15 protein-coding genes and 1 pseudogene are annotated in these 19,267 nt (G+C 70.4%); 7 read left to right on the top strand and 9 right to left on the bottom strand.

Going from position 1 to position 19,267, the window contains the following annotated elements:
- Nucleotides 1-24: 24 nt before the first annotated feature.
- Together IE217_RS21045 and IE217_RS21040 are read left to right on the top strand one after the other, a co-directional pair.
- A complete protein-coding gene (locus tag IE217_RS21045) occupies nt 25-1,407 on the top strand; it encodes a chymotrypsin family serine protease (RefSeq protein ID WP_190179449.1) in 1,383 nt (460 codons plus the stop codon).
- A gap of 127 nt (nt 1,408-1,534) precedes the next feature.
- Nucleotides 1,535-3,280 (top strand): TIGR03767 family metallophosphoesterase, encoded by a 1,746-nt coding sequence (locus IE217_RS21040; protein ID WP_190179448.1) that lies wholly within the window; start codon nt 1,535-1,537, stop codon nt 3,278-3,280.
- 154 nt (nt 3,281-3,434) lie between these two features.
- On the opposite strand, the gene IE217_RS21035 is transcribed toward IE217_RS21040, so the two are convergent.
- On the bottom strand, nt 3,435-4,508 hold the full coding sequence (locus IE217_RS21035) for a S1 family peptidase (RefSeq protein ID WP_190179447.1): 1,074 nt from the start codon (nt 4,506-4,508) through the stop codon (nt 3,435-3,437).
- Nucleotides 4,509-5,129: 621 nt separating this feature from the next.
- Between IE217_RS21035 and IE217_RS21030 the strand changes: the two genes are divergently transcribed.
- Nucleotides 5,130-5,798, top strand: coding sequence for a rhomboid-like protein (locus IE217_RS21030; protein ID WP_229865466.1), 669 nt, complete (start codon nt 5,130-5,132; stop codon nt 5,796-5,798).
- Between the two features lie 323 nt (nt 5,799-6,121).
- On the opposite strand, the gene IE217_RS21025 is transcribed toward IE217_RS21030, so the two are convergent.
- Entirely contained in the window at nt 6,122-7,783 is a 1,662-nt protein-coding gene (locus tag IE217_RS21025) for an alkaline phosphatase family protein (protein ID WP_190179446.1), read from the bottom strand.
- Between the two features lie 511 nt (nt 7,784-8,294).
- Nucleotides 8,295-8,771, bottom strand: a complete 477-nt coding sequence (locus IE217_RS34825; protein ID WP_229865464.1) for a hypothetical protein — start codon at nt 8,769-8,771, stop codon at nt 8,295-8,297.
- Between the two features lie 85 nt (nt 8,772-8,856).
- Here IE217_RS34825 and IE217_RS34820 point away from each other — a divergent pair, with 85 nt between their 5' ends.
- Entirely contained in the window at nt 8,857-9,642 is a 786-nt protein-coding gene (locus tag IE217_RS34820) for a hypothetical protein (RefSeq protein WP_229865462.1), read from the top strand.
- A pseudogene (locus tag IE217_RS35440) lies at nt 9,600-9,722 on the top strand (IS5/IS1182 family transposase); the annotation flags it as partial. The gene IE217_RS34820 and the pseudogene IE217_RS35440, both read left to right, overlap by 43 nt.
- Nucleotides 9,723-9,913: 191 nt before the next feature.
- Here the strand turns inward: IE217_RS35440 and IE217_RS21015 are convergent.
- On the bottom strand, nt 9,914-12,127 hold the full coding sequence (locus IE217_RS21015) for an N-acetylmuramoyl-L-alanine amidase (RefSeq protein ID WP_229865460.1): 2,214 nt from the start codon (nt 12,125-12,127) through the stop codon (nt 9,914-9,916).
- Nucleotides 12,128-12,696: 569 nt separating this feature from the next.
- On the opposite strand from IE217_RS21015, the gene IE217_RS21010 reads away from it, so the two are divergent.
- The gene (locus IE217_RS21010; RefSeq protein WP_190179444.1) at nt 12,697-13,704 is read left to right on the top strand and encodes a glycosyltransferase family 2 protein; all 1,008 of its coding nucleotides are present in this window, start codon (nt 12,697-12,699) and stop codon (nt 13,702-13,704) included.
- Nucleotides 13,705-14,089: 385 nt separating this feature from the next.
- Here IE217_RS21010 and IE217_RS35435 read toward each other — a convergent pair whose 3' ends face one another.
- The 5 genes from IE217_RS35435 to IE217_RS20985 form a co-directional block, all read right to left on the bottom strand.
- Nucleotides 14,090-14,296 (bottom strand): thiolase family protein, encoded by a 207-nt coding sequence (locus IE217_RS35435; protein ID WP_373298085.1) that lies wholly within the window; start codon nt 14,294-14,296, stop codon nt 14,090-14,092.
- A 136-nt stretch (nt 14,297-14,432) separates the two neighbouring features.
- Nucleotides 14,433-15,686, bottom strand: a complete 1,254-nt coding sequence (locus IE217_RS21000) for an FAD-dependent oxidoreductase (RefSeq protein ID WP_190179579.1) — start codon at nt 15,684-15,686, stop codon at nt 14,433-14,435.
- A gap of 39 nt (nt 15,687-15,725) precedes the next feature.
- Entirely contained in the window at nt 15,726-16,361 is a 636-nt protein-coding gene (locus tag IE217_RS20995) for a maleylpyruvate isomerase N-terminal domain-containing protein (protein WP_190179443.1), read from the bottom strand.
- Complete coding sequence (locus tag IE217_RS20990; RefSeq protein WP_190179442.1) at nt 16,358-17,185, bottom strand: fumarylacetoacetate hydrolase family protein; 828 nt, start codon at nt 17,183-17,185, stop codon at nt 16,358-16,360. The genes IE217_RS20995 and IE217_RS20990 overlap by 4 nt, the downstream gene beginning before the upstream one ends.
- Nucleotides 17,186-17,187: 2 nt before the next feature.
- On the bottom strand, nt 17,188-18,348 hold the full coding sequence (locus IE217_RS20985) for a cupin domain-containing protein (RefSeq protein ID WP_190179441.1): 1,161 nt from the start codon (nt 18,346-18,348) through the stop codon (nt 17,188-17,190).
- 72 nt (nt 18,349-18,420) lie between these two features.
- On the opposite strand from IE217_RS20985, the gene IE217_RS20980 reads away from it, so the two are divergent.
- Nucleotides 18,421-19,197 (top strand): IclR family transcriptional regulator, encoded by a 777-nt coding sequence (locus IE217_RS20980; protein WP_190179440.1) that lies wholly within the window; start codon nt 18,421-18,423, stop codon nt 19,195-19,197.
- Nucleotides 19,198-19,267 lie beyond the last annotated feature (70 nt).

Here is a 19,267-nt window from a genome sequence, read left to right as displayed (position 1 = left end):
GTTCCAGCAGAAGGGCAGCGGCACATGAGACACACCGCACGTCGCAGATGGTTGGCCTTCGCCCTGCCGGCCGCGGCCCTGGCCGCCGCCGTGCCGTTCGCCGTCCCGTCCCTCGCGGACACCTCCTCCGGGCCGGCCGCGCGGGCGGCCCGGCCGGCTGCCCCGCCGGCGGAGCGGGGGACCGCCGAACGCCAGGAGGTCCTCGACGCCGTCGCCGGCCGCATCACCGAAGGGCTCTCCGAGTCCGGCCGGGCGCGCATACCCGGCTTCGCCGAGATCCAGGTCGACCCCGGCCACAACCACCTGCGGCTGTACTGGAAAGGCACCCCGCCCCAGCGGGTCGAGAACGTCCTGGCCCATCTCCCCCACGGGGTCACCGCCGAGGTCGTTCCCGCCCGCTACTCCAAGGCCGAACTCCACACCGCACGCCTGAAGTTGCTGAGGCACCTGGCCGCCATGAAGCTGCGCGTCGAGGGCACGGCCGCCGGCGTCCGCGTCACCAGCATCGCTCCGGCGGTGGACGGCAGCGGCCTCGAGGTCGGCTACGACAGCACGGACGGTGCCGCGAGCGGACTCCAGGCCGGCGGTGACGGCAAGGCACGGCAGCGGGTCGCCGCGGCCGCCGGCCGGTTCGCGGGAGTGCGCGTCGCCGCGATACCCCGGCTGCCCAGTGTGGATCTCGCCTCCCGTCAGCACGACGGCTCCCCCTGGACCGGAGCCTCGGCGCTGCGCAATCCCGGCGGCGGTATCTGCTCCGGCTCCTTCGGCGTGCGCGACTCCAAGGGCCGGTACATGCTGGCGGCCGCCTACCACTGCGGCTCGGCCGCGGGCGGCCGGTGGACCACCTGGTGGGGAGGCGACCTCGTCGGTACCACCGATGCCACCCAGCGCTCGGCCAAGGACGACGTGATCGGCATCGACCTGGCCTCGCCGCGAGTGAGCGGCCGCCTCTACGACGGCCCCGCCACCCGCACCGACGGCTACGCCAAGCCCCTCGTCGGCTGGGGGCACAACAACGTCGGCGACTACGTGTGCACCGACGGCGCGAACGGCGGGGTGCACTGCGGGGTGCGCATAGCCCAGACCGACATCGGCGTGACCGGGCCGAACCACGTCTACCGCCCCGACGTCGACCTCGCCTACGCCACCTCCGCCACCCCGGGCGGTGTCGCCGCCGTCAACGGCGACAGCGGCGGCCCGGTCTTCACCGTCGTCCGCAACCGCACAGCCGATCAGGCGCGCGGAATCATCACCGCCCTCGACCGGACCATCACCTGCCCGCCCGCGTACAACCCCGACACCGTCCTCGACGGCCACCGCAGGACGCCCTGGTGCGTGGCCGGCGTCTACTACGTCCCCATCGGCCAGACCCTCCACGACCTGCACTGGACCCTGGCCACCGGGTGACCGCACGGCCGCACTGGCCACCGGGTGACCGCACGCAGCATCGGCCGCATCCGTGACCGCGGACGTGGCGCAGAAAGAAGTCAAGTGTCGGGCAGGACGCCCGACTCCGCCATCGACAGGGGGATTCATGAGTCAGATGAGCCGTCGCCGGTTCGTGTCGGGAGCGTCCGCGGCGGGCGCGGGAGCCGCCCTGTGGCCGCTGCTGACACCGGGCAGCGCACGGGCCCGGGACCGGGCCCTGGCCGCCACGGCGGCCAGGGCCGTGCGGATCGGGGGGACCACGCTGGAACAGGTGGCCACGCCGTCCGGTGACGGGGCGTACAAACGGCTGACAGCGGGGCCCGGTCGGCCGCTGATGGTGCGCGCCGAACTGGCCCGTGCCGCCTCGGGGCGGGACGACCGGCGGACCGGGCTCGCCTCCTTCGTGCAGTTCACCGACCTGCATCTGACGGACACCGAGTCGCCGGTCCGGTTCGAGTACCTGGCGCGGCTGAACGACAGCGCCCACCGGCCGCAGGAGACGCTGACCGTGCGCGGTGCCTCGTCACTCGTCGAACGAGTCAACGCGGTGCGCCAAGGCCCTTATACGGGGATGCCGTTCAGCCTGGTCATGGCCACCGGTGACAACACCGACAACCACGAGCGGATCGAGCTCGACTGGTACCTGACGGTCATGAGCGGCGGCCGGATCACCCCGAACAGCGGGAACCCCACCCGCTACGAAGGCGTGCAGAACTCCGGCAGCGCGCAGTACTGGAACCCCGAGTCGTCCCTCCACGACGCCTACAAGGCCAAGGGCCTGCCGGAGATCCCCGGTTTCCTGAGCGGCGCCATCCGCCCCTTCGACGCCCCGGGCCTGAGCCTCCCGTGGTACACGACGGTCGGCAACCACGACGACAGCATCGAGGGCAGCCTGCCCGATCTTGGCCTGCTCAACGATCTCTACACCGGCTCCCGCAAGCTGGAGGGCTGCGACGACGCCACCGCGATGCAGTTGGCGGACGCGGTACTGCACGACCCGGCTCAGGCTGTGCTGCTGCTGAGCAAGCTGCTGGCCGCCGGCGACGCGATCCGCACGGTCACCCCCGACGAGCGGCGCCACCCGTTCACGCCCGCCGAGTTCGCCAAGGCGCACCTGAACCCCGCGTACACCGGGGCCGGCCCCGCCGGCCACGGGTTCACCGCCGACTCGGTCGGCAGCGGACACCTCTACTACACCTTCGACCTCGCCGACGGCGTCCTCGGCATCAGCCTCGACACCACCAACCGGGCGGGATTCGCGGACGGTTCGCTCGGCACCGCGCAGCTGAACTGGCTGGAGGGGGTCCTCAAGGCGCACAGCGGGCGCTGGTACGACACCGGCGGCGGCGTGGCCCGGGGCGGATCAGACAGCCGCCTCATCGTCGTCTTCAGCCACCACACCAGCAAAACGATGGGCAACCTGCTGCCCGACCCGTACCGCCCCTTCGAGGCCCGCCACAGCGGCGACGAACTCGTCACCCTCCTGCAGCGCTTCCCGAACGTCGTGGCCTGGGTGAACGGGCACACCCACACCAACCGGATCGTCCCGCACGGCCACACCGTCCCCGAGCGTGCATTCTGGGAGATCAACACCGCCTCCCACGTCGACTACCCGCACCACGCCCGGATCATCGAGATCGCCGACAACCAGGACGGCACCCTGTCGCTGTTCACCACGCTCATCGAGTCCGCCGCCCCCTACCGGACCGACTTCGCCGACACCTCCGATCCCGGTCTCGCCGCGCTGTACCGGGAACTCGCCTGCAACGACCCCTACGCCACCCCCGCCACCCGCATCGGCACCGCCGCGGACCACAACACCGAACTGCTGATCACGAAGCCCGCGAGGTAGGCCGGCCGTCCGCTCGCCGTAGCGCGAAGACCCCCGGGGCCGTCGCGGGGGTCGGTCGGGAGAGGGCCTCAACCAGCCCCGGGCACGGGCTGGTTGAGGCTACGGCCGCGTGGCGTTCCCGCGACCGCCACGGCCTGCGGGCGCCCGGCGGCTGCTACGGCAGGGTGGCTCCCTCCGCGCTCAGCGCCGCGGGCACGGGCTGGAAGAAGGTCTCACCGCCGGACGTGCAGTCACCGCTGCCGCCGGAGGTCAGACCGATCGCCGCGTCGGAGTCGAAGAGCGCGCCGCCGCTGTCGCCGGGCTCGGCGCACACATCCGTGTCGATGAGCCCGGAGACGGAGCCCTCCTGGTAGTTGACGGTCGCGTCCAGCCCGTTGACCGTCCCGCTGTGGACGCCCGAGGTGCTGCCGCTGCGCGTGACCGATTCGCCCACGTACGCGTCGGCGGCGTGCGTGATCTGCTGGCTGCTCCCGTCGTAGAGGTCGACGGCGCTGGGGTTGTCGCCGCCGGAGTCGTACTGGACCAGGGCGTAGTCGATGCCGGGGAAGTGCGAGTCGACGGTCTGGCCGACCTCCCCGCCGCCCTGCGAGTCGGACCACGACGAGGCGGCGTTGCCGCAGTGTCCGGCGGTGAGGAAGTACGGCGCGCCGTTCACGGACACGTTGAATCCGAGGGAGCAGCGCACACCGCCGCCCCAGATGGCGTCGCCGCCCGCGAGGAGCGGCTTGAACGCGGAGGCGGCCCGGCGTACGGCCACCTTGTCGCCGAGCGCGCCGACGACGGAGTTCAGCCGGGTGCGCTGGGCGCCGGTGACCGTGGGGTCGACGGTCACGACCACCTTGTCCTGACGGGGGTCGATCGACCAGGCGGTGCCCGCGATCCTGGCCCGCCGGGTCAGCGTGCCGATGGCTCCGCGAAGTTGGGCGGTGGAGTGGCGCACGGTTCTCGGTACGGCGCCGGTGGCGCGGACCGAGCCGGCCGCGGACGGGTCGGTGATGTTCACGACGAAGCGGTGGGCCGCGGTGTCGTAGTAGGAACCGGCGGCACGGTCGCCCAGCCGTGCGACGAGGGCGGACGCGGCGCGGGCGGCGGCCGGGGTCGCCCGCACACCGTCGGGAGCCGCCGCGGCCGGGCCGGCGCCGGGGAGAAGGGCCGCGCCGGTGGTGAGGGCCGCGACGCTCGCCGCGGTGAGCGCGCGGGTGGTCAAGGCCTTTCGGCTTTGCGCCATGTGAAGCCTCCAGTGGGGGTTGCCCCGCCCGCTCGTCGGGCCGGGGCCGGAGGAATGAGGGCACGGGACCTGTCGGCGTTCACAAGCCCAAGTCGTGCCCATGCCAAGCGCCGACGAGTATGGCCAGGCTCTCGCGCCACAACAAGGAAGGGTTCCGGCCTGAGGCCCGCGACGGCGAACCGTCGGACGCGGTCGCCGCCCCCGCGCCCGAACACCACCCCTTCGCCCGGCGTTCACGCACGGTGGCGACGAAGTCGCTGTCGGTTCATGCGCGGTTCGCGAAGGACTGGCCGGAACCCGACCCCGGCGTCCGGATTCCGGAGTGTGCGTCCTTTATTTGGAGCAGCCTTGGGCCACTGATGACCTGCTCCACAGGAACCCAGGCCCCGAGTCGCACCGCTCCCCCACCCGCGCTGCGGTCACCACTCCCGCCGGAGACCAGGCCGATTGCCGCGTCGCCAACCGGCGATCAGAGACACCCTTTTATGTCGGCCTCCGTCGGAACCGGACGCAGCGACCGACGGTCTCTTCCCGAGAAGGCCGGGCACACCGCCCGTGAGTACCCGAGCGCACACGTGAGCGCACACGTCGAGAAGAACGAAGCACAGGGAACGGACGGGGATGAGGGCTGCGAGGACGCTGCCGCGGCGGCTGCCGGGTACCGCCGTGTACGTGACGGCCCTGCTGCTGACCGCGTGGTGGCTGAAGGGACAACCTGCGGCAGAGCGCGCCCGTTTCGTGCGCCACAACAGCAGCAATGTCCATCACATGGATGTCGGCAAGTGGTGGACCCTGTTCACCAGCGGCCTGGTGGTCGACGGCGTGCCGACCCTGGTCGGTATCGCCGCCGTGGCCTTGGTCCTGGGATCCGCCGAATGGCGCTGGGGCACGCGGCGCGCCTGCGGCGTGTTCGTCTTCGGCCATCTCACCGCGACCCTGCTCACCGAGGGGGCCCTGTGGCTGATGCACGTCGCCCATCTGCCGGGCGTCCCCACCCGGTCCCGTGACGTGGGCATCAGCTACGGCCTGGTGACAACGGGCGCCTGCCTGCTCGCACTCGTCGACGGCCCGCTGCGGCGTTACGGCCTGCCCCTGCTCGCTGCGGCGCTGACGGCCGCGGTGCTGTACGACCAGAAACTCGCCGACGTCGGCCACTTGACGTCCTTCGCGCTGGGCTGCCTGGCCGCGCGTACGGCATGGCCGCGCACCCCGTCCGGCCCGGTACGCGCGAAACCCGTCCCACCGGATTCCGGCACCGCCGACGCACTGCCGAGCGGGAGTTCCCCGTGAGAAACAAGGGCATCGGTACGCCGGCGCCGCACCGAACCCCACATCACGCGCAGCAGGAAGGGGCACAAGCAAGCCCTGTTGGCCCTCGCCCGCCGACGCACCAACGGCGACCCGCTGCGCCGCGCCCGCGACACCAGCTGTGCAGCGTCCCGGGATGAATGCCCAGATCCTCGCCCGCCTCCGGAATCGGCTTCCCTTTTCAGCGGGCTCGTGCTTGCGGGCAGGCCGTGGCACATCCAGAACTTGACGGCACGCATGCACGGCCGGGCCGCACGCTGTTCTGCACACGGCCCACCCGCGCCGGAGTTACGGGTTGCCGAGGGTCAACGGACCGGCAGGACCTGGGTGTGTTCCTTCTGGACGGCCTGTAGGTTGTCGGGGTTCAGGCCGAGGAGGGAAAGGATCGTCGGCGCGATCTGGGTGGTCTCGACCTGACCCGACCTTGTGACACCCGCGGGGGTGCCGGCGCCGGAGATGATGAGCGGGACGTTCAAGTCATCGGCGTGGGCGCCGCCGTGCTCGGCAATCTTCTTGTGGCCGCCGGTGTAGACGACGCCGTACTTGGCGATGCCGAACAGGTCCGGCACCCGCGCGTCACCGGGTTTGACGCCGAAGTACGCGGCAGCCTCCCTGCCCGCGTAGACCTTGCTGAGGCCACTGGTGGTGAACGCCTTGGCATCGCCGTTGATGTCGTTGCCCTGACCGCTCTGGGCGAGCAGGTACCGCTTGGCGAATGACGTGGCCTCGGCGGAGCGATCGTTCAGCCACAGCAGCATGCCGTCGTCATCCACAGAGTGCGCGACAAGGTCACCGGCGCCCGCATGCTTCTTCTTCCAGGCTGCGTTGAGACCGTCGAGCAGCGGGCCGTCGTCGATACGGGTCAGGGCACTGGGGTCTGTCGGCGACTGGCCGTGCTTGGCGGACAGGACGATGTCCGTGCTGGAGGCCAGGCCCTTGGCCTGGATTTCCTTGACCATCGCGCCGACTTCATTGTTGACGAAGTCGAGGTTCTTCTGCAGCAGCCGGCCGGGGACGCCCTTGGCCGCGTAGCCGCCCCTGAGGCCCTCGGAGGTGGGGAGCTTCTGGGCGGTGGAAACCGACTGGAAGTTCATGCCGAAGATCGCCGGGGTGCCGACCTTGTGCCTGCGGGAGTGGTCGTAGCCGTCGATCTCGTTGAGGACGGCCTGGACCTTGTAATTGTCGTACTGCTCGGTGGCCTTGTTGTCGGTGGTCCAGTCGTTACCGGCCGGGTAGCCGTTGGCGTCGCTGTTGATCTCCGGGGAGAACTGGTCCTGGATGCCCGTGCCGGACGGGCCATTGAGGATGTCGTACGCGATGTGCTTGTCCGACCACGCGGTACGCAGACCGGCGTGGCGAGCCACGTTGAAGACCGTGTTCACCTGCAGGTACGAGTGCGGGTAGACCGGCTTGCATGTCCTGGGGTCGACCGGCAGCTTGCTCGGGTCGAGCAGGCTCTGCGGCCGACCGGTCATCTGCAGGATGCTGCCCGGCAGGTTCTTGAGGCCCTGGCCGGCGTCGAGGGCAGCCTTGTTCTTGTCCAGGTCCTCGGTGAGGTCCACCTCAACACCGGGCTTGGCGGTCTTGCAGTTGGTGGTACCGGCCGGAAGCAGCGCGTGGTTGTACGTGTCGTCGTAGTAGACGCCGGTGGTGCCCGGGCCGCCGCCGGTGACCTGAGCGGTCATGCCGGGGAAGGAGTCCGAGGGGGTGGTGGTGTGCGCGTTGCTGTAGTGCACGCCGCCGTTCACCAGCCGGGCCAACGCGGAGCCGGGGTGGCGGGCGACGTACCAGGACAGATCCGACTGGTGCAGACCGTCGACGGACAGTAGGAGGACGTGCTTGGCGGCTGCGGGCTTCTGCGGCGCGGCGGAGGTGCCGGTGAGCTCCGACGCCGCGGCGAGTGAGCCTCCGGCGAGGGTCGTGGCGACACCGAGGGCGGCGGCCAGTCGTACGGATCGGCGGGTCACAACTAACTCCAGTTGCTATTGATGACGCGGGCAGCGATGCGGAACAGGGGTAATCGACAGTTCTGTCGCGGCAACAGCCGGAACCTGAACATTCGACAAACCCGCCGCGTTCACCCCTCCAGGTAAGACCGTGGGCCCGCGGCGCCGGAGCGACGGAAGTGAAGCAGGCACTGGCCTGGAACAGCCTGCACGAGGTGTCGGCCGAGGACTTTGAGAAGACGTTGAGAAGTTGCTGAGAAGGGCGGGCAACGGCCCTGTCAGCACAGGCGCAACGGGGCCGTCGACAGGCTCGGGCGGGGAAGAGGGGCCGCACACCCGGGGCGCGCGGCGTCGCCTCCCGCGCCAGGCGATCAAGGAATGCGAGCGGCGACTCGCCCGCTGCCAAGCAGCCCTCGACGCCGGAGCCGCCCCCGCCGTCGCCACCCGCATCCGGATCGGCGTCGGCTGGGGCACGTACAACACCCTCCTCTGACAGCCCCGCGCTGCGCGTAGCGCACCCGTAGTACTCCAGTCAGGTAGCGAGTAGCTCCGCGGCGAAGACGTCCTCGATCCTCCACTGCCGCGTGGTCAGGCCCTGCTCGTGGTGATAGCGCAGATTGGCGTCGAGGGCGGTGCGGTTGACGGTGATGCCGTAGGGCCACCAGTCCTCGGGGAACTCCTCGCGATTGCGCTCGACGAGGGCGTTCATCCACGGAACCATGGTCTGCACCTGGTAGAGCCGCCCGTTCTGGCCGTAGCGGTCTGCGGCGGCGTCCTTGGCCCGGGAGAAGATGCGGTAGACGCCGTGCGCGAGGCCGGGACGGTCCCGCAGGAGATCCCGCCGGATGACCATGGTGTGCATGATCGGGAAGATGCCCATTCGCCGGTAGTAGTCGCGTTCCAATGGTTCGAAGTCGGGAAACAGGCGGCGGACGTTCGGGGAACCGGCGAGCACGCACTCCGGGACGTTCGCCGAAACCAGGGCGTCGATCTCGCCGGAGTCGAGCATCGCGTTCAGTGTCTTCCCCGGGCGCGACGCTCACGTCGACTTCACCCGGGTGCGGATGCGGGATGAAGTCGAAGGGGAACGCGGGGTGTTCGAGGCCGCCGATCACCCAACGGCTCTTCTCGGGCTCGAACCCGTACTCGTCCATCAGGATCCCCTTGGCCCACACACCGGAGTCCTGGCCGTAGGTGCCGAACTCGCCGATGGTCTTGCCTGCAAGATCACCCGGTTCGGTGATCCCGCTGTGGATGTTGACGAAGATGCAGGAGTGCCGGAACACGCGGTTCGGGAAGATCGGCATCGCGACGTACGGCAAGCCGGTATCCAGGAGCCGCAGGTAGAACGTGAGCCCGAGTTCGGCGACGTCGAAGGCGTTTCCGCGGATCAGGCGATCGAAGATCTCCGGCAGGGTGGCAGCGGTCCCCATCGTGACGTCGATGCCGTCTTCCCTGACGGACCCGTCGAACAGCGCCCGCGTCGTGTCGTACTCGAAGCACCCGACCGTGAGAGCGGGGTTGGTCATGAAGATCCCTCCTTGTCGGCTCCACTGCCTCCCATCGTTGGCCGTCGCGGTATCTGCAGTCCAAGACCATCTCGGTACGTCCGATACCGCGCGGGTATCGTGTTTGCGGTGGACCTCCGCTCGCTCCGGTACTTCGTCGCCGTCGCGGAGGAACGCCACATCCTGGTGCTGCTGAAGAAGCTGCGCTCGGTGAAGAAGCTGGACTGGTCGCGGGCGGTGATCGATTCCTCCCACGTGCGGGCAGCCCGGCGGGGCCCAGAAGCGGGCCCAGCCCGGTCCACCGCGCACGGCCGGGCAGCAAGCACCACATCCTCACCGACGGGCAGGGCATCCTCCTCGCGGTGTCGCTGACCGGCGGCAACCGCAACGACATCGCCCAGCTGCTGCCTCTGCTGGACAAGGTCCCGGCCGTCGCAGGACTTGTCGACCGGCACAGGCGACGGCCCGACATGCTGTTCGCCGACCGCGACTACAACCACGAAGCCTTCCTCGGCCTCGCCACCTGCCTCATCACACACCGCCCCGTCCAACGCCTTTGTGAGGACCCTTTAGCGGAGCGAGGCCGCCGAAGGAGCCCTCCGTCCGCGGGCGGAGGGCTCCTTCGTGAAGTGCGGCCGAGGGTTCAGCTGATGGTTGCGATGCCGTCGGTGGTGATGGCCGGGCGGCCCGAGGTGCCGACCACGACGATCTTGAGGGTGTGTTTGGCGGGGCTGGACCAGGTCTTGGTCCAGAGCGCCTGCCGGTAGAGGGTGGTGGACGACTTCAGGTCCACCGTGGTGACCTTGGTGCCGTCGAGGTAGACGTAGGCCTGGCCCGAAGTGGAAGCCCGCGAGACGATCCAGGCCACCGAGCGTCCGGTGAAGGTCCAGCTGATCGAGGCCTTGGCGGACGACGAGCTGTACGAGTAGCCGCCCAGGTAGCTGGTGCTGCTCTTGCGGGTCCAGGTGCCGGTGCGGGTGGTGGAGGTCTCCTGAATGATGTTCGGCGTCCGGTAGACGGAGGCGCCGCCGGTGTTGCCGGCTACGTCGTACGCCTTCAGGGCGAACAGGTCCGAGGCGCCGGGCTTGGCAGTGGTGGCCCAGGAGGTCACCGTCGGGCCGAAGGTGGCCGAGGACGGCGAGGTCGCCATGACCTTGGCGAGTGCCGCGTTGTCCGCGGCCTTCCAGGTCACCGTGACCGGGACCGAGGTGGAGTTCACCGTGCCGGTGCGCACCCGCACGCCGGGAGCGGTCGGGAAGGTCGGCGCGGTCGTGTCACCGACCAGGGTGACCGAGCCGGACAGCGTGGTCGAACCCCGGACATGGGTGGCGCGGACCTGGACCGTGTGGGTGCCGGAGGCTACCGAGATCGAGGTGGAACGGGCGGAGGCTGAGGTGTGCGCCACGGCCTTCCCGTCGACCAGGACGTCGAACCCGGAGATCACCGCGGACGGCGTGGAGGTCGTCCAGCTCACTGTGGCCGCGCCCTTGGTGTAGTAGCTCGTCCCGGACTTGACCGCCCCGCCGGCGAGTCCGGTGACGGAGACCGTGCCGACCGGGCCGGACGCGTAGGAGCGGATCGTGCTCAGGGCGTTGTAGAGCTGGTTGCCGGGGCAGTCGGTGGCGAAGCCGTTGCGGTGCCCGGAGACCACGTTGAAGCTGTAGCTGTTGCCCAGGGTGAAGCCGTGGCTGTCGGAGGAGCCCTCGGGCAGGGACGCGGTACCGGTGCCCGGGTTCACGCCGGTCATGCCGAACTTCCAGGCCGCGATGCGGGCGATGGACGCCATCATCGCCTGGCTCGGCGCGGCCCCGGGGAAGGTGCTGGCCGTGGAGTCGCCGCCGCTGAGGTCGGTGTAGGTGCCGATGGCGGCCACGCCCATGCTGTTGGTGTTGAACCCGTAGGTCTGGGCGCCCACAACGGGCAGCGCCATCCCGCCGAAGCGGCCCTCGAAAATGGTGCCGCACTTGTCGACGAGGAAGTTGTAGCCGAGGTCGCGCCAGCCCTGGTTGAGGTGCTCGGCGTAGATGCCGCGCACGATCGCCGGGGAGTCGGCACAGGAGTAGTCGTTGGTGGTGTCGGTGTGGTGGACGAACATCACTTTCACCGCCGAGCCGTACGACGGGTAACCCGTATCCCGCGCGCACTCGTCCGCGCCCCAGCCGGCCCGGGTGACCACGGTCGGCGGTGCCACCGTCGAGGTGGTCGCGGCCGGCACCGGGTCCGGCGGGGTCGGCGACGCGGTCGCGGAGGGGCTGCTGGAGGAGGTCGTGCAGGACGGGTACGCCTCGGACAGCGACGGAAGCTGGCTGGGCCAGGACGTCGGGGACGCACTTGGCGAGCTGGATGCGGAGGTCCCGTTGGACGGCGCGATCGATGCCGAGTCCGTGGGCGTGGGGATGTCGGTGGGCGAGGCGGAGTCCGTCGCGGTCGGGGTCCCCGAAGCGTCGCTGCCTGCAGTGGCTGGTGCGGTGTCGGTAGGAGCGACGCTGTCCGTCGGCGTCGCGGTGTCGGTTGACGTCGCGTCCACGGCATATCCCGCCAGGCCCATGCCCGACTGCTGCGTCGCGCCGCCGGCCGGCTCGCCCGGGTCGACCAGGTCCACCCGCAGCCCGGCGGGCAACGCGGTCGCCTTGCCCGCGCCGGTCGCACGGACCTGGATACCGTTCGACGGCCCCGACCACATGGGCGACATCCCGCCACGCACACCGGGCCGGTTCAGCTCGGCGGCGTCGGGGATGTCGTCCGGCTGCTGCATCTTCAGCCACGACGTCCAGTGGCCGCTGACGGCGGAACGGGTCCGCACCTCCACCGCGCCGCGCAGCTTGGCGTGCGCGCCGTTCCAGGTGACACCCACCATGCTGAACGGAGCCGTGGCCTGGGCCCCCAGTGTCTTGAGCGACGCACTCGCCCCAGTCAGGGACAGTGAGTGGACGTGCGTCTTGATCGGTCCCCGCGCGGCCGACGCTCCTGCATGGCCCGGCGACCCGGCCATCGCGACGGTCGCCACAGCCACGCCGCCACCGGCGACGACCGCCCCCAGCGCCACCCACGTGCGCGTTCTCAGACCGGCTCGACGACGACCGCGCCGAACCCCGTGTTCAGTTCTCATGCCCCACCCGGAAGACCCGTTGTCCTTGTCATCAGCCATCGCAGGGCACAGCTGTCACAGGAGTGCCCAGCAGTAACAGCGCAGCGGGACGTTCAAGCGTCACAGTCCCGAACGCGGGCGGGGAAGGGGCACAGGCCAACAGCGGCTGTCGCGGCCCCTGCAGGCCGGAAGGCGTGATCGGGGTCGGCCCGTGTATCAAGGCGTCCGCGCCACGGCCCGCCCGAGCGGGCCGACTTGCGGCTGCAGACTGGGGACCCGAGGGACTTGTCACGCCGTGAACTGTCCACCTATGTTCGACCACCATGCTCGCTCCCCCGATGATCAGTGTCATAGTCGCCGCGCACGACCTTCAGAGACAGCTGGAGGTCTGCCTCAATTCGATACTGAGCCAGTCCTTCCGGAACGTGGAGGTTGTCGCGGTCCTGGACCAGTCCGCGGAATGCCCTGCGGACTTGGTGGATGGCTATGCCCGGCGCGATGGGCGGGTATCGGTCGTGCGGCTGACGGGCGTCGTCGGCATCGGCCGGATTCGCAACGCGGGGGCCGAGCGCGCCACCGGTGACTACCTGCTGTTCCTGGACAGCGATCACGTCGTCGGGGGCGAAACGCTTCAGGCGATGGGCGATCAGCTGCAATCAGCAGGCAAGCCGGATGTTCTTCTCTTCGGGCACACTCGCCTCCATCGCGCCCGCACCTGGCCCGGTGCCGCCGCCGACCTGCTTGAACGGCAAGGACGTGAGCCCTTCACCTTGATCGACCAGCCAGAGCTCTTCGGTGCTCCCGCCTACTCCTGGGACCGTTTGATCCGCCGCGACCTGTGGATACGTCAGGGACTCGCGTTCCCTGACGGCCTCCACGAGGAGGTCGCAGTCGTCCACCGCGCCATGCTCGCCGCCGACCGGATCGCCGTCCTGAAATGGAACTGCGTCCAGATCCGTCGTCGGCACACTCAACACCCCGCAGGCTCACCGGACGGCACCCACTTCGACGTCTTCAGCCGGTACGAAGAGAGCTTCAATTTGCTCAAGGAACGCGACGCGCTGGACGTTGTGGCTCCCTTTCTCTTCACTCGTATGATTCGTCACTACCTCTTCCTCCTCAATCTCGAGGGATGTCTCTCCCGCTCCGAGCGCCCGCAGTTCTTCGAGCGCGCCGGCGAGCACTACCGGCGGTTCCTCCCTAACGGCTACGAGCACCCCGAAGGCCGGGAGGGCGTCAAGTTCCAACTGGTGGCGAGCGGGAGATACAGTGCGCTGAAGGCCGCCAGTCTCCCTCAGCACGCGCGGAGTCTCGTCTCCCGAAGCGCCGCGGTACGCGGACGGTAGCCCCGGGCTGGGTGGCTTCGACGTTGCCGGCCGTGATCGTGCCGCCCGGGCGGAACGACGGCACGACGGCCGCCAGTTCGGCAGCGGTGCCGGAGCGGATGCCCTCGTCACGGGGGTGCCCGTCGACGGGCACGACCAATTCGTCTGGAAGCCGTCGTTCCATGCGGCGGCGAGCCGGTGCGAGCGCACCGCGAACTCGTCCTGGCACGCGCGGGAGGTGGCGAACTCCTCTTTGGAGGAGTTCGTTGCCTCCTCCCAGCGAGACCTCAACTCCTTCGGCATCGCGGGGTGGCCAGCCGCCGGTCCAGCGTCGTCGTGGAGACGGCCGTGGCGTGGCGCGCGGGGAACACCTGGTCCGGCTTGGGCGGCACCCAGAGCGCGCGGATCATGGACCCCACGCGCCGGCGACGGCGGTGTCCGCGTCGCCGGACTTCAGGATGCGTGAAGCGCTGATCGCGGCATCCAGGCTGGATCCGCAAAGCCGGTTCGCGGCGGTGGCGGGCACGCTCACCGGCAGCCCGGCGAGCAGGACGGCCATGCGGCCGACGTCGCGGTTGTCCCTGTCGGCCTTGTTGGCGTTGCCCCACACCACATCACCGATCGCAGCGCGGTCCAGTTCCGGGGCCTTGTCGAGCAGGCCGGGTCAGCGCGGTGGCGGCGAGATCGTCGGAACGCACGCCGGCCGGCGAGGAACCACGCGCGGGCCGCGGCGTAGAGGCAGGCGTTACTCATGCCGCGTCCCCCGTCAGCACCTCTTCGCCGATGGCCACGGAGGACAGCGGGATGGGCGTGAACATCTCCGGTTCCTGGTCCGGCGTCAGGGCGGTCGGGCCGTACAGCCAGTCGGTGAAGGAGTAGTCGTAGGTGTCGCGGGCGCGCAGCAGGGCGTTGCGCTGCTCGCGGGCGAGACCGTCGAGGTGCCACAGCTCGCCCCACCTGCGGGAGGTGGTCAGCACACGGCGGCAGTGCTCCGGCCGGACGGCCTCGTAGGCGGCGAGCGCGGCGCTCCAGTCGACCGCGCCGTCCGCGGTGCGGTTGCGGGCGACGTGCTCGCCCAGCACCCAGCCGTCCTCGATGGCCATGATCGCGCCTTGCGCGATGTACTGGAGCGGCGGGTGCGCGGCGTCGCCGAGCAGCGCGATCCGGCCGTGCACCCAGTTCATGATCGGGGCGCGGTCGAACATTCGCCACCACTTGTCGCGCCACATGTACGGCAGCCCGTCCCGCACGAAGTCGCAGGTCTGGGCGAAGGCGGCGTCCAGCTCGTCCGGCGTGCCCCAGTCCTCCTGTCCGGCCAGCGCCTTGGGCGACTCGAAGACGGCGACCTGGTTGAGCAGTTCGCCACCGCGCAGGCCGTAGTGGACGAAGTGGCAGCGGGGGCCGACGTACACCACGACCTCGCTGAGGTCCACGGACCTCACCCTCGGCTGCTCGGCGGGTACGGTGCCACGGTAGGCGACGTACGCCGAGGAGACGGGCCGGTCGTCGACGAACAGCCTGCGGGCGACGGAGTGCAGGCCGTCCGCCGCGATCACGATTCCGGCCTCGTGGGTCCCGCCGGAGGCGAGGGTGACGCGGGCGCCGTCGGCGGTGTTCTCGTACGACGTCACCTGCGCGTCGTTGACCAGCTCGACTCCCGCGCGTTCGCAGGCGCGCAGGAGCAGACCGTGCAGGTCGCTGCGGTGGATGACCAGGTAGGGGTAGCCGTAGCGCTTCTCCAGGTCGCGCAGGTCGATCCGGGTCAGTTCGTCGCCGTCGACGGCGTCGCGCATGACCATCGCGTCCGGGACCACGCCGAGGCTCCTGGCCTCGTCCAGGAGGCCGTAGTCGTCGAGGATGCGGGTGCAGTTGGGGGCCAGCTGGATGCCGGCGCCGACCTCGCCGAAGGCGGGGGCGCTCTCCAGCAGGCGGACGGCGAGGCCCTGGCGGGTCAGCGAGAACGCCGCGCCGAGGCCGCCGATGCCACCGCCGACGACGATCACATCAGGTGTCATATCGGGTTGGGACACAAGACTCACCTTTCAGAGCCAGGGACCGAGTTCGGGGACGCCGACGAGCGCATGGGGACGGCCGGCCAGCCAAGCGGCGACCTCGGGCAGCGGCCCGTCGGGCAGCTCGGTCAGCGCGCGCTTGGCGCTGATCTCGGCCACCAGCGCGGTCAGGAAGTCCTCCGGCAGGTCGGCGAAGGTGACCACGCCCGTGCCGAGGTCGACGGCGTGGACGCACACCTCGCGGGCGCGCATCCAGGGCAGCTCGGTGGCGGAGACGGTACGGCCCTGGGCGGTGACCACCTCGTGCTGCCACTGCTCATCGGTGAGCCGGTCCAGGCCCGCCGCCAGCCTGTGCGCGGAGGCCGTCAGCCAGGAGCGCAGCTCCTCGCCCGACAGGGCAGGGCCCTTGGCAATGCCGGCGGCGCGCTCCTCGGCGGAGGCGTACATCGGCTTCTTCTCGCCGGTGGCCGCCCAGTGCACCAGGTTGCCCAGGGCGTCGGCGTTGGCGGCGACGTGTGCCACGAGGTGTTTGCGCGTCCAGTCCGGGAGGGCGCTGGGGGCCGAGAAGCCGGCCTCGTCGAGTCCGGCGACAGCATCCAGCAGCAGCTCGGTGCCGGTGCGAGCCCAGGCGCGCGCGTCGGTGAGGGTCCGCGTGGCGGTGCTCATGCCCGAACCACCTTGTTGACGCAGGCGCCCAGCCCGGTGATCTCGGTGACCACGGTCTGTCCGGGGTGCAGGAAGACCTTGGGGTCGCGAGCATTGCCCACGCCGGCCGGGGTGCCGGTGGCGATGATGTCGCCGGGCCGCAGAGTGATGACGGTGGAGACGTACTGGACCAGGAACACCGGGTCGAACAGGAGTGTGCCGGTGTCGTCCTGCTGCATGACCTCGCCGTCGACGACCGTCTTCACCTCCAGGGCGGGGCGGACGCCGCCGGCCTCGTCGGGCGTGACGACGTAGGGGCCGACCGGGGTGGTGGCCTCCCAGATCTTGCCCTGCGTCCACTCGATGGTGCGGAACTGCCAGTCGCGCAGCGAGATGTCGTTCATGACGGTGAAGCCGGCGATGGCGTCGGCGGCCTGCTGCTCGGCGGCGCGGCGCACCTGCTTGCCGATGACGACGGCCAGTTCGACCTCCCAGTCGAGCGCGTCGGTCTCGGCCGGCTTGACGATGTCGTCGTAGGCGCCGAGCAGGGTGTCGGCGAACTTCGGGAAGAGGGTCGGGTGGCTCGGCAGGTCCCGGCCCATCTCCTTGATGTGATTGGTGTAGTTGTGGCCGACACAGACGACCTTCGAGGGGTTCGGGACGGGCGGCGCGAAGTCGGCGCCCTCGGCCGCGTAGGTGGTGCCCGTGGCCGCGGCGGCCTTGTCCTGCCAGCCGTCCTCGGCGAACAGCTCGCCCAGGTCGGCGTGCCCGAGGTCGACGAGGACGTCGCCGTCGAGGCGGACCGCCCGGGTACCGTCGGCGGTGCGGAGGGTGGCGAGCTTCATGGTCAGGCGTCCTTCTGGGTGCGATCGAGCTTGAGCGCCTCGAAGACGGGCGCGTCGGAGAAGCGGAACAGGTCGAGGGCGCCGGAGTCGGAGTCGGTCGCGCCGGCCTCGGATTTCGCGGAGAAGGGCTCCCAGGACGGGACGACGAAGAGGTCTCCGCGGGTCACGGTCCAGGACTTGGCGCCAACGGTGACGGTGCCGGAGCCGTCGAAGACCTGGTAGACCGACGAGCCGGTCTCCCGCACCGGCGCGGTCTCGGCGCCCCGGGCAACACGGTGGAACTCGGCGCGGATCGTCGGCAGCACGTCGGAGCCGTCGTGCGGGTTGGCGTAGCGCACCGCGGCGTGACCGCACCCGACGGTGCCGCCGTAGCCCTCCTTCTCCAGCAGCAGCTGGTCGCGCAGGGCCGCGTCGGTGTACTCCCACTTGTACGACAGCAGTGGACTGCCCGGCGTGCTGGGGACGGCCGACAGCGGGCGCAGCCCGGGGTGGCCCCACAGCCGTTCGGAACGCGACCGCTTCGGGGTGACCCGCTCGGCCTCGCTGATCTCGTCGCGGCCGAACTCGAAGAACTGCGCCTCGGTGACGTACTGGAAGGGGATGTCCAGGCCGTCGATCCAGGCCATTGGCTCGGCGGTCGCGTTGTGGTGGGCGTGCCAGTTCCAGCCGGCCTGCGGAAGGAAGTCACCGCGGTTCATCGGCACCGGGTCGCCGCCGACCACCGTCCACACACCCGAGCCCTCGACGACGAATCGGAAGGCGTGCTGGGTGTGCCGGTGCTCGGGAGCGTCCTCGCCGGGCATCAGGTACTGGACGGCCGCCCACAGCGTGGGGGTGGCGAAGGGGCTGCCGCCGAGGGCGGGGTTGGCCAGCGCGATGGCACGGCGCTCACCGCCGCGGCCCACCGGGACCAGATCCCCTGCCTGCGCGGCCAGCTCCCGCAGCTTCTCCCAGCGCCACAGGTGCGGCACGGCATGTGAGCGCGGGTGGGCCGGCATCAGGTCGCCGATCTCGGTCCACAGCGGGACGAGCAGTTCCTGCTCGAAGCCCTGGTACAGCTCCTTGAGCGCCGGGGTGACCTCGGGCTGCCCTTCCTCGGCGACGGCCTGGAGCCGTACCGGGGAGCCCACGGCGATGTCTTGGGTGAGGAGGGAATCAGTCACACCCTCAGCGTGCGGCACGTCTATCTGATGAACATGTAGATTCTGGATAGCAGAATGGGAGAGGTACCCCGCGTGAACAAGCCGCTGAAGACGCCGCCGCCCTATCCCATCGCCAGCGTGGACCACGCGCTGCGAGCGGCGACCATCCTGCAACTGGAGGGCGGCGCGACCGTGGCGCAGCTCGCGGAGCGCCTGGGGGTGGCCCGGTCGACGGCACACCGGATCCTGGCGATGCTCGTCTACCGGGACTTCGCCGTGCAGGGCGAGGACCGGGTCTATCGCGCGGGTCCGGTCCTGGAGCTGGCCGCCCATTCCCAGTCGCTCGTCTCACGGCTGCGCGCGGCGGCCCTGCCCCATCTGCACCGGGTCGTCGGCCTCCTCGACGAGACGGCGAACCTGATCGTGCGCACCGGGGACACGGTGCGGTTCATCGCCAGCGTCGAGTGCCTGCAGGCCCTGCGGGTCGGGTCCCGGGAGGGAATGGTCTTCCCGGCCCACCGCACCACGGCGGGCCTGCTGCTGCTCGCCGAGCTGACCGATGGCGAGCTGGAGGAGGTCTACGGCCCCGGGCGCCAGCGCGACCGCCCGGCCGATGGCCCCGATCTCGCGCAACTGCGGACGGAACTCGGGCGCATGCGTCGCAACGGCTTCGCCGTCAACAAGGAGCGGTCCGAACGCGGCCTCGTCGCGGTCGGCGTCCCGGTGCGCGGCCGGGACGGCACGGCGCTGGCCGGCCTCTCCGTGTCGATGCCCAGCGTGCGCTACGACCCGCAGCGCCTACGCTCCCTCGTCGCCACGCTGGAGGCCGCGGCGCACGCCGTCGAGAAGGAGCTGGCCGATCAGCCGTAGTGACCTGGTCCACGACCCGATGCTGTGTGGACAGCCTGCCGATGACTTTTCGGTTGCGGTGTTCACGGCT

This window comes from Streptomyces naganishii JCM 4654 (assembly GCF_014650575.1).
GTDB classification, from domain to species: Bacteria; Actinomycetota; Actinomycetes; order Streptomycetales; family Streptomycetaceae; genus Streptomyces; species Streptomyces naganishii.
Note: the sequence above shows the minus strand (reverse complement) of the source record. Positions and strands in the feature narration are given on the sequence as shown.

What these genes read in the sequence shown, in the direction of transcription:
- IE217_RS21045 (WP_190179449.1), top strand. Translation starts at nt 25, where the DNA reads ATGAGACACACCGCACGTCGCAGATGGTTGGCCTTCGCCCTGCCGGCC.
- IE217_RS21040 (WP_190179448.1), top strand. Translation starts at nt 1,535, where the DNA reads ATGAGTCAGATGAGCCGTCGCCGGTTCGTGTCGGGAGCGTCCGCGGCG.
- IE217_RS21035 (WP_190179447.1), bottom strand. Translation starts at nt 4,508, where the DNA reads ATGGCGCAAAGCCGAAAGGCCTTGACCACCCGCGCGCTCACCGCGGCG.
- IE217_RS21030 (WP_229865466.1), top strand. Translation starts at nt 5,130, where the DNA reads ATGAGGGCTGCGAGGACGCTGCCGCGGCGGCTGCCGGGTACCGCCGTG.
- IE217_RS34825 (WP_229865464.1), bottom strand. Translation starts at nt 8,771, where the DNA reads ATGCTCGACTCCGGCGAGATCGACGCCCTGGTTTCGGCGAACGTCCCG.
- IE217_RS21015 (WP_229865460.1), bottom strand. Translation starts at nt 12,127, where the DNA reads ATGGTGGGTGTCACCTGGAACGGCGCGCACGCCAAGCTGCGCGGCGCG.
- IE217_RS21010 (WP_190179444.1), top strand. Translation starts at nt 12,697, where the DNA reads ATGATCAGTGTCATAGTCGCCGCGCACGACCTTCAGAGACAGCTGGAG.
- IE217_RS20995 (WP_190179443.1), bottom strand. Translation starts at nt 16,361, where the DNA reads ATGAGCACCGCCACGCGGACCCTCACCGACGCGCGCGCCTGGGCTCGC.
- IE217_RS20990 (WP_190179442.1), bottom strand. Translation starts at nt 17,185, where the DNA reads ATGAAGCTCGCCACCCTCCGCACCGCCGACGGTACCCGGGCGGTCCGC.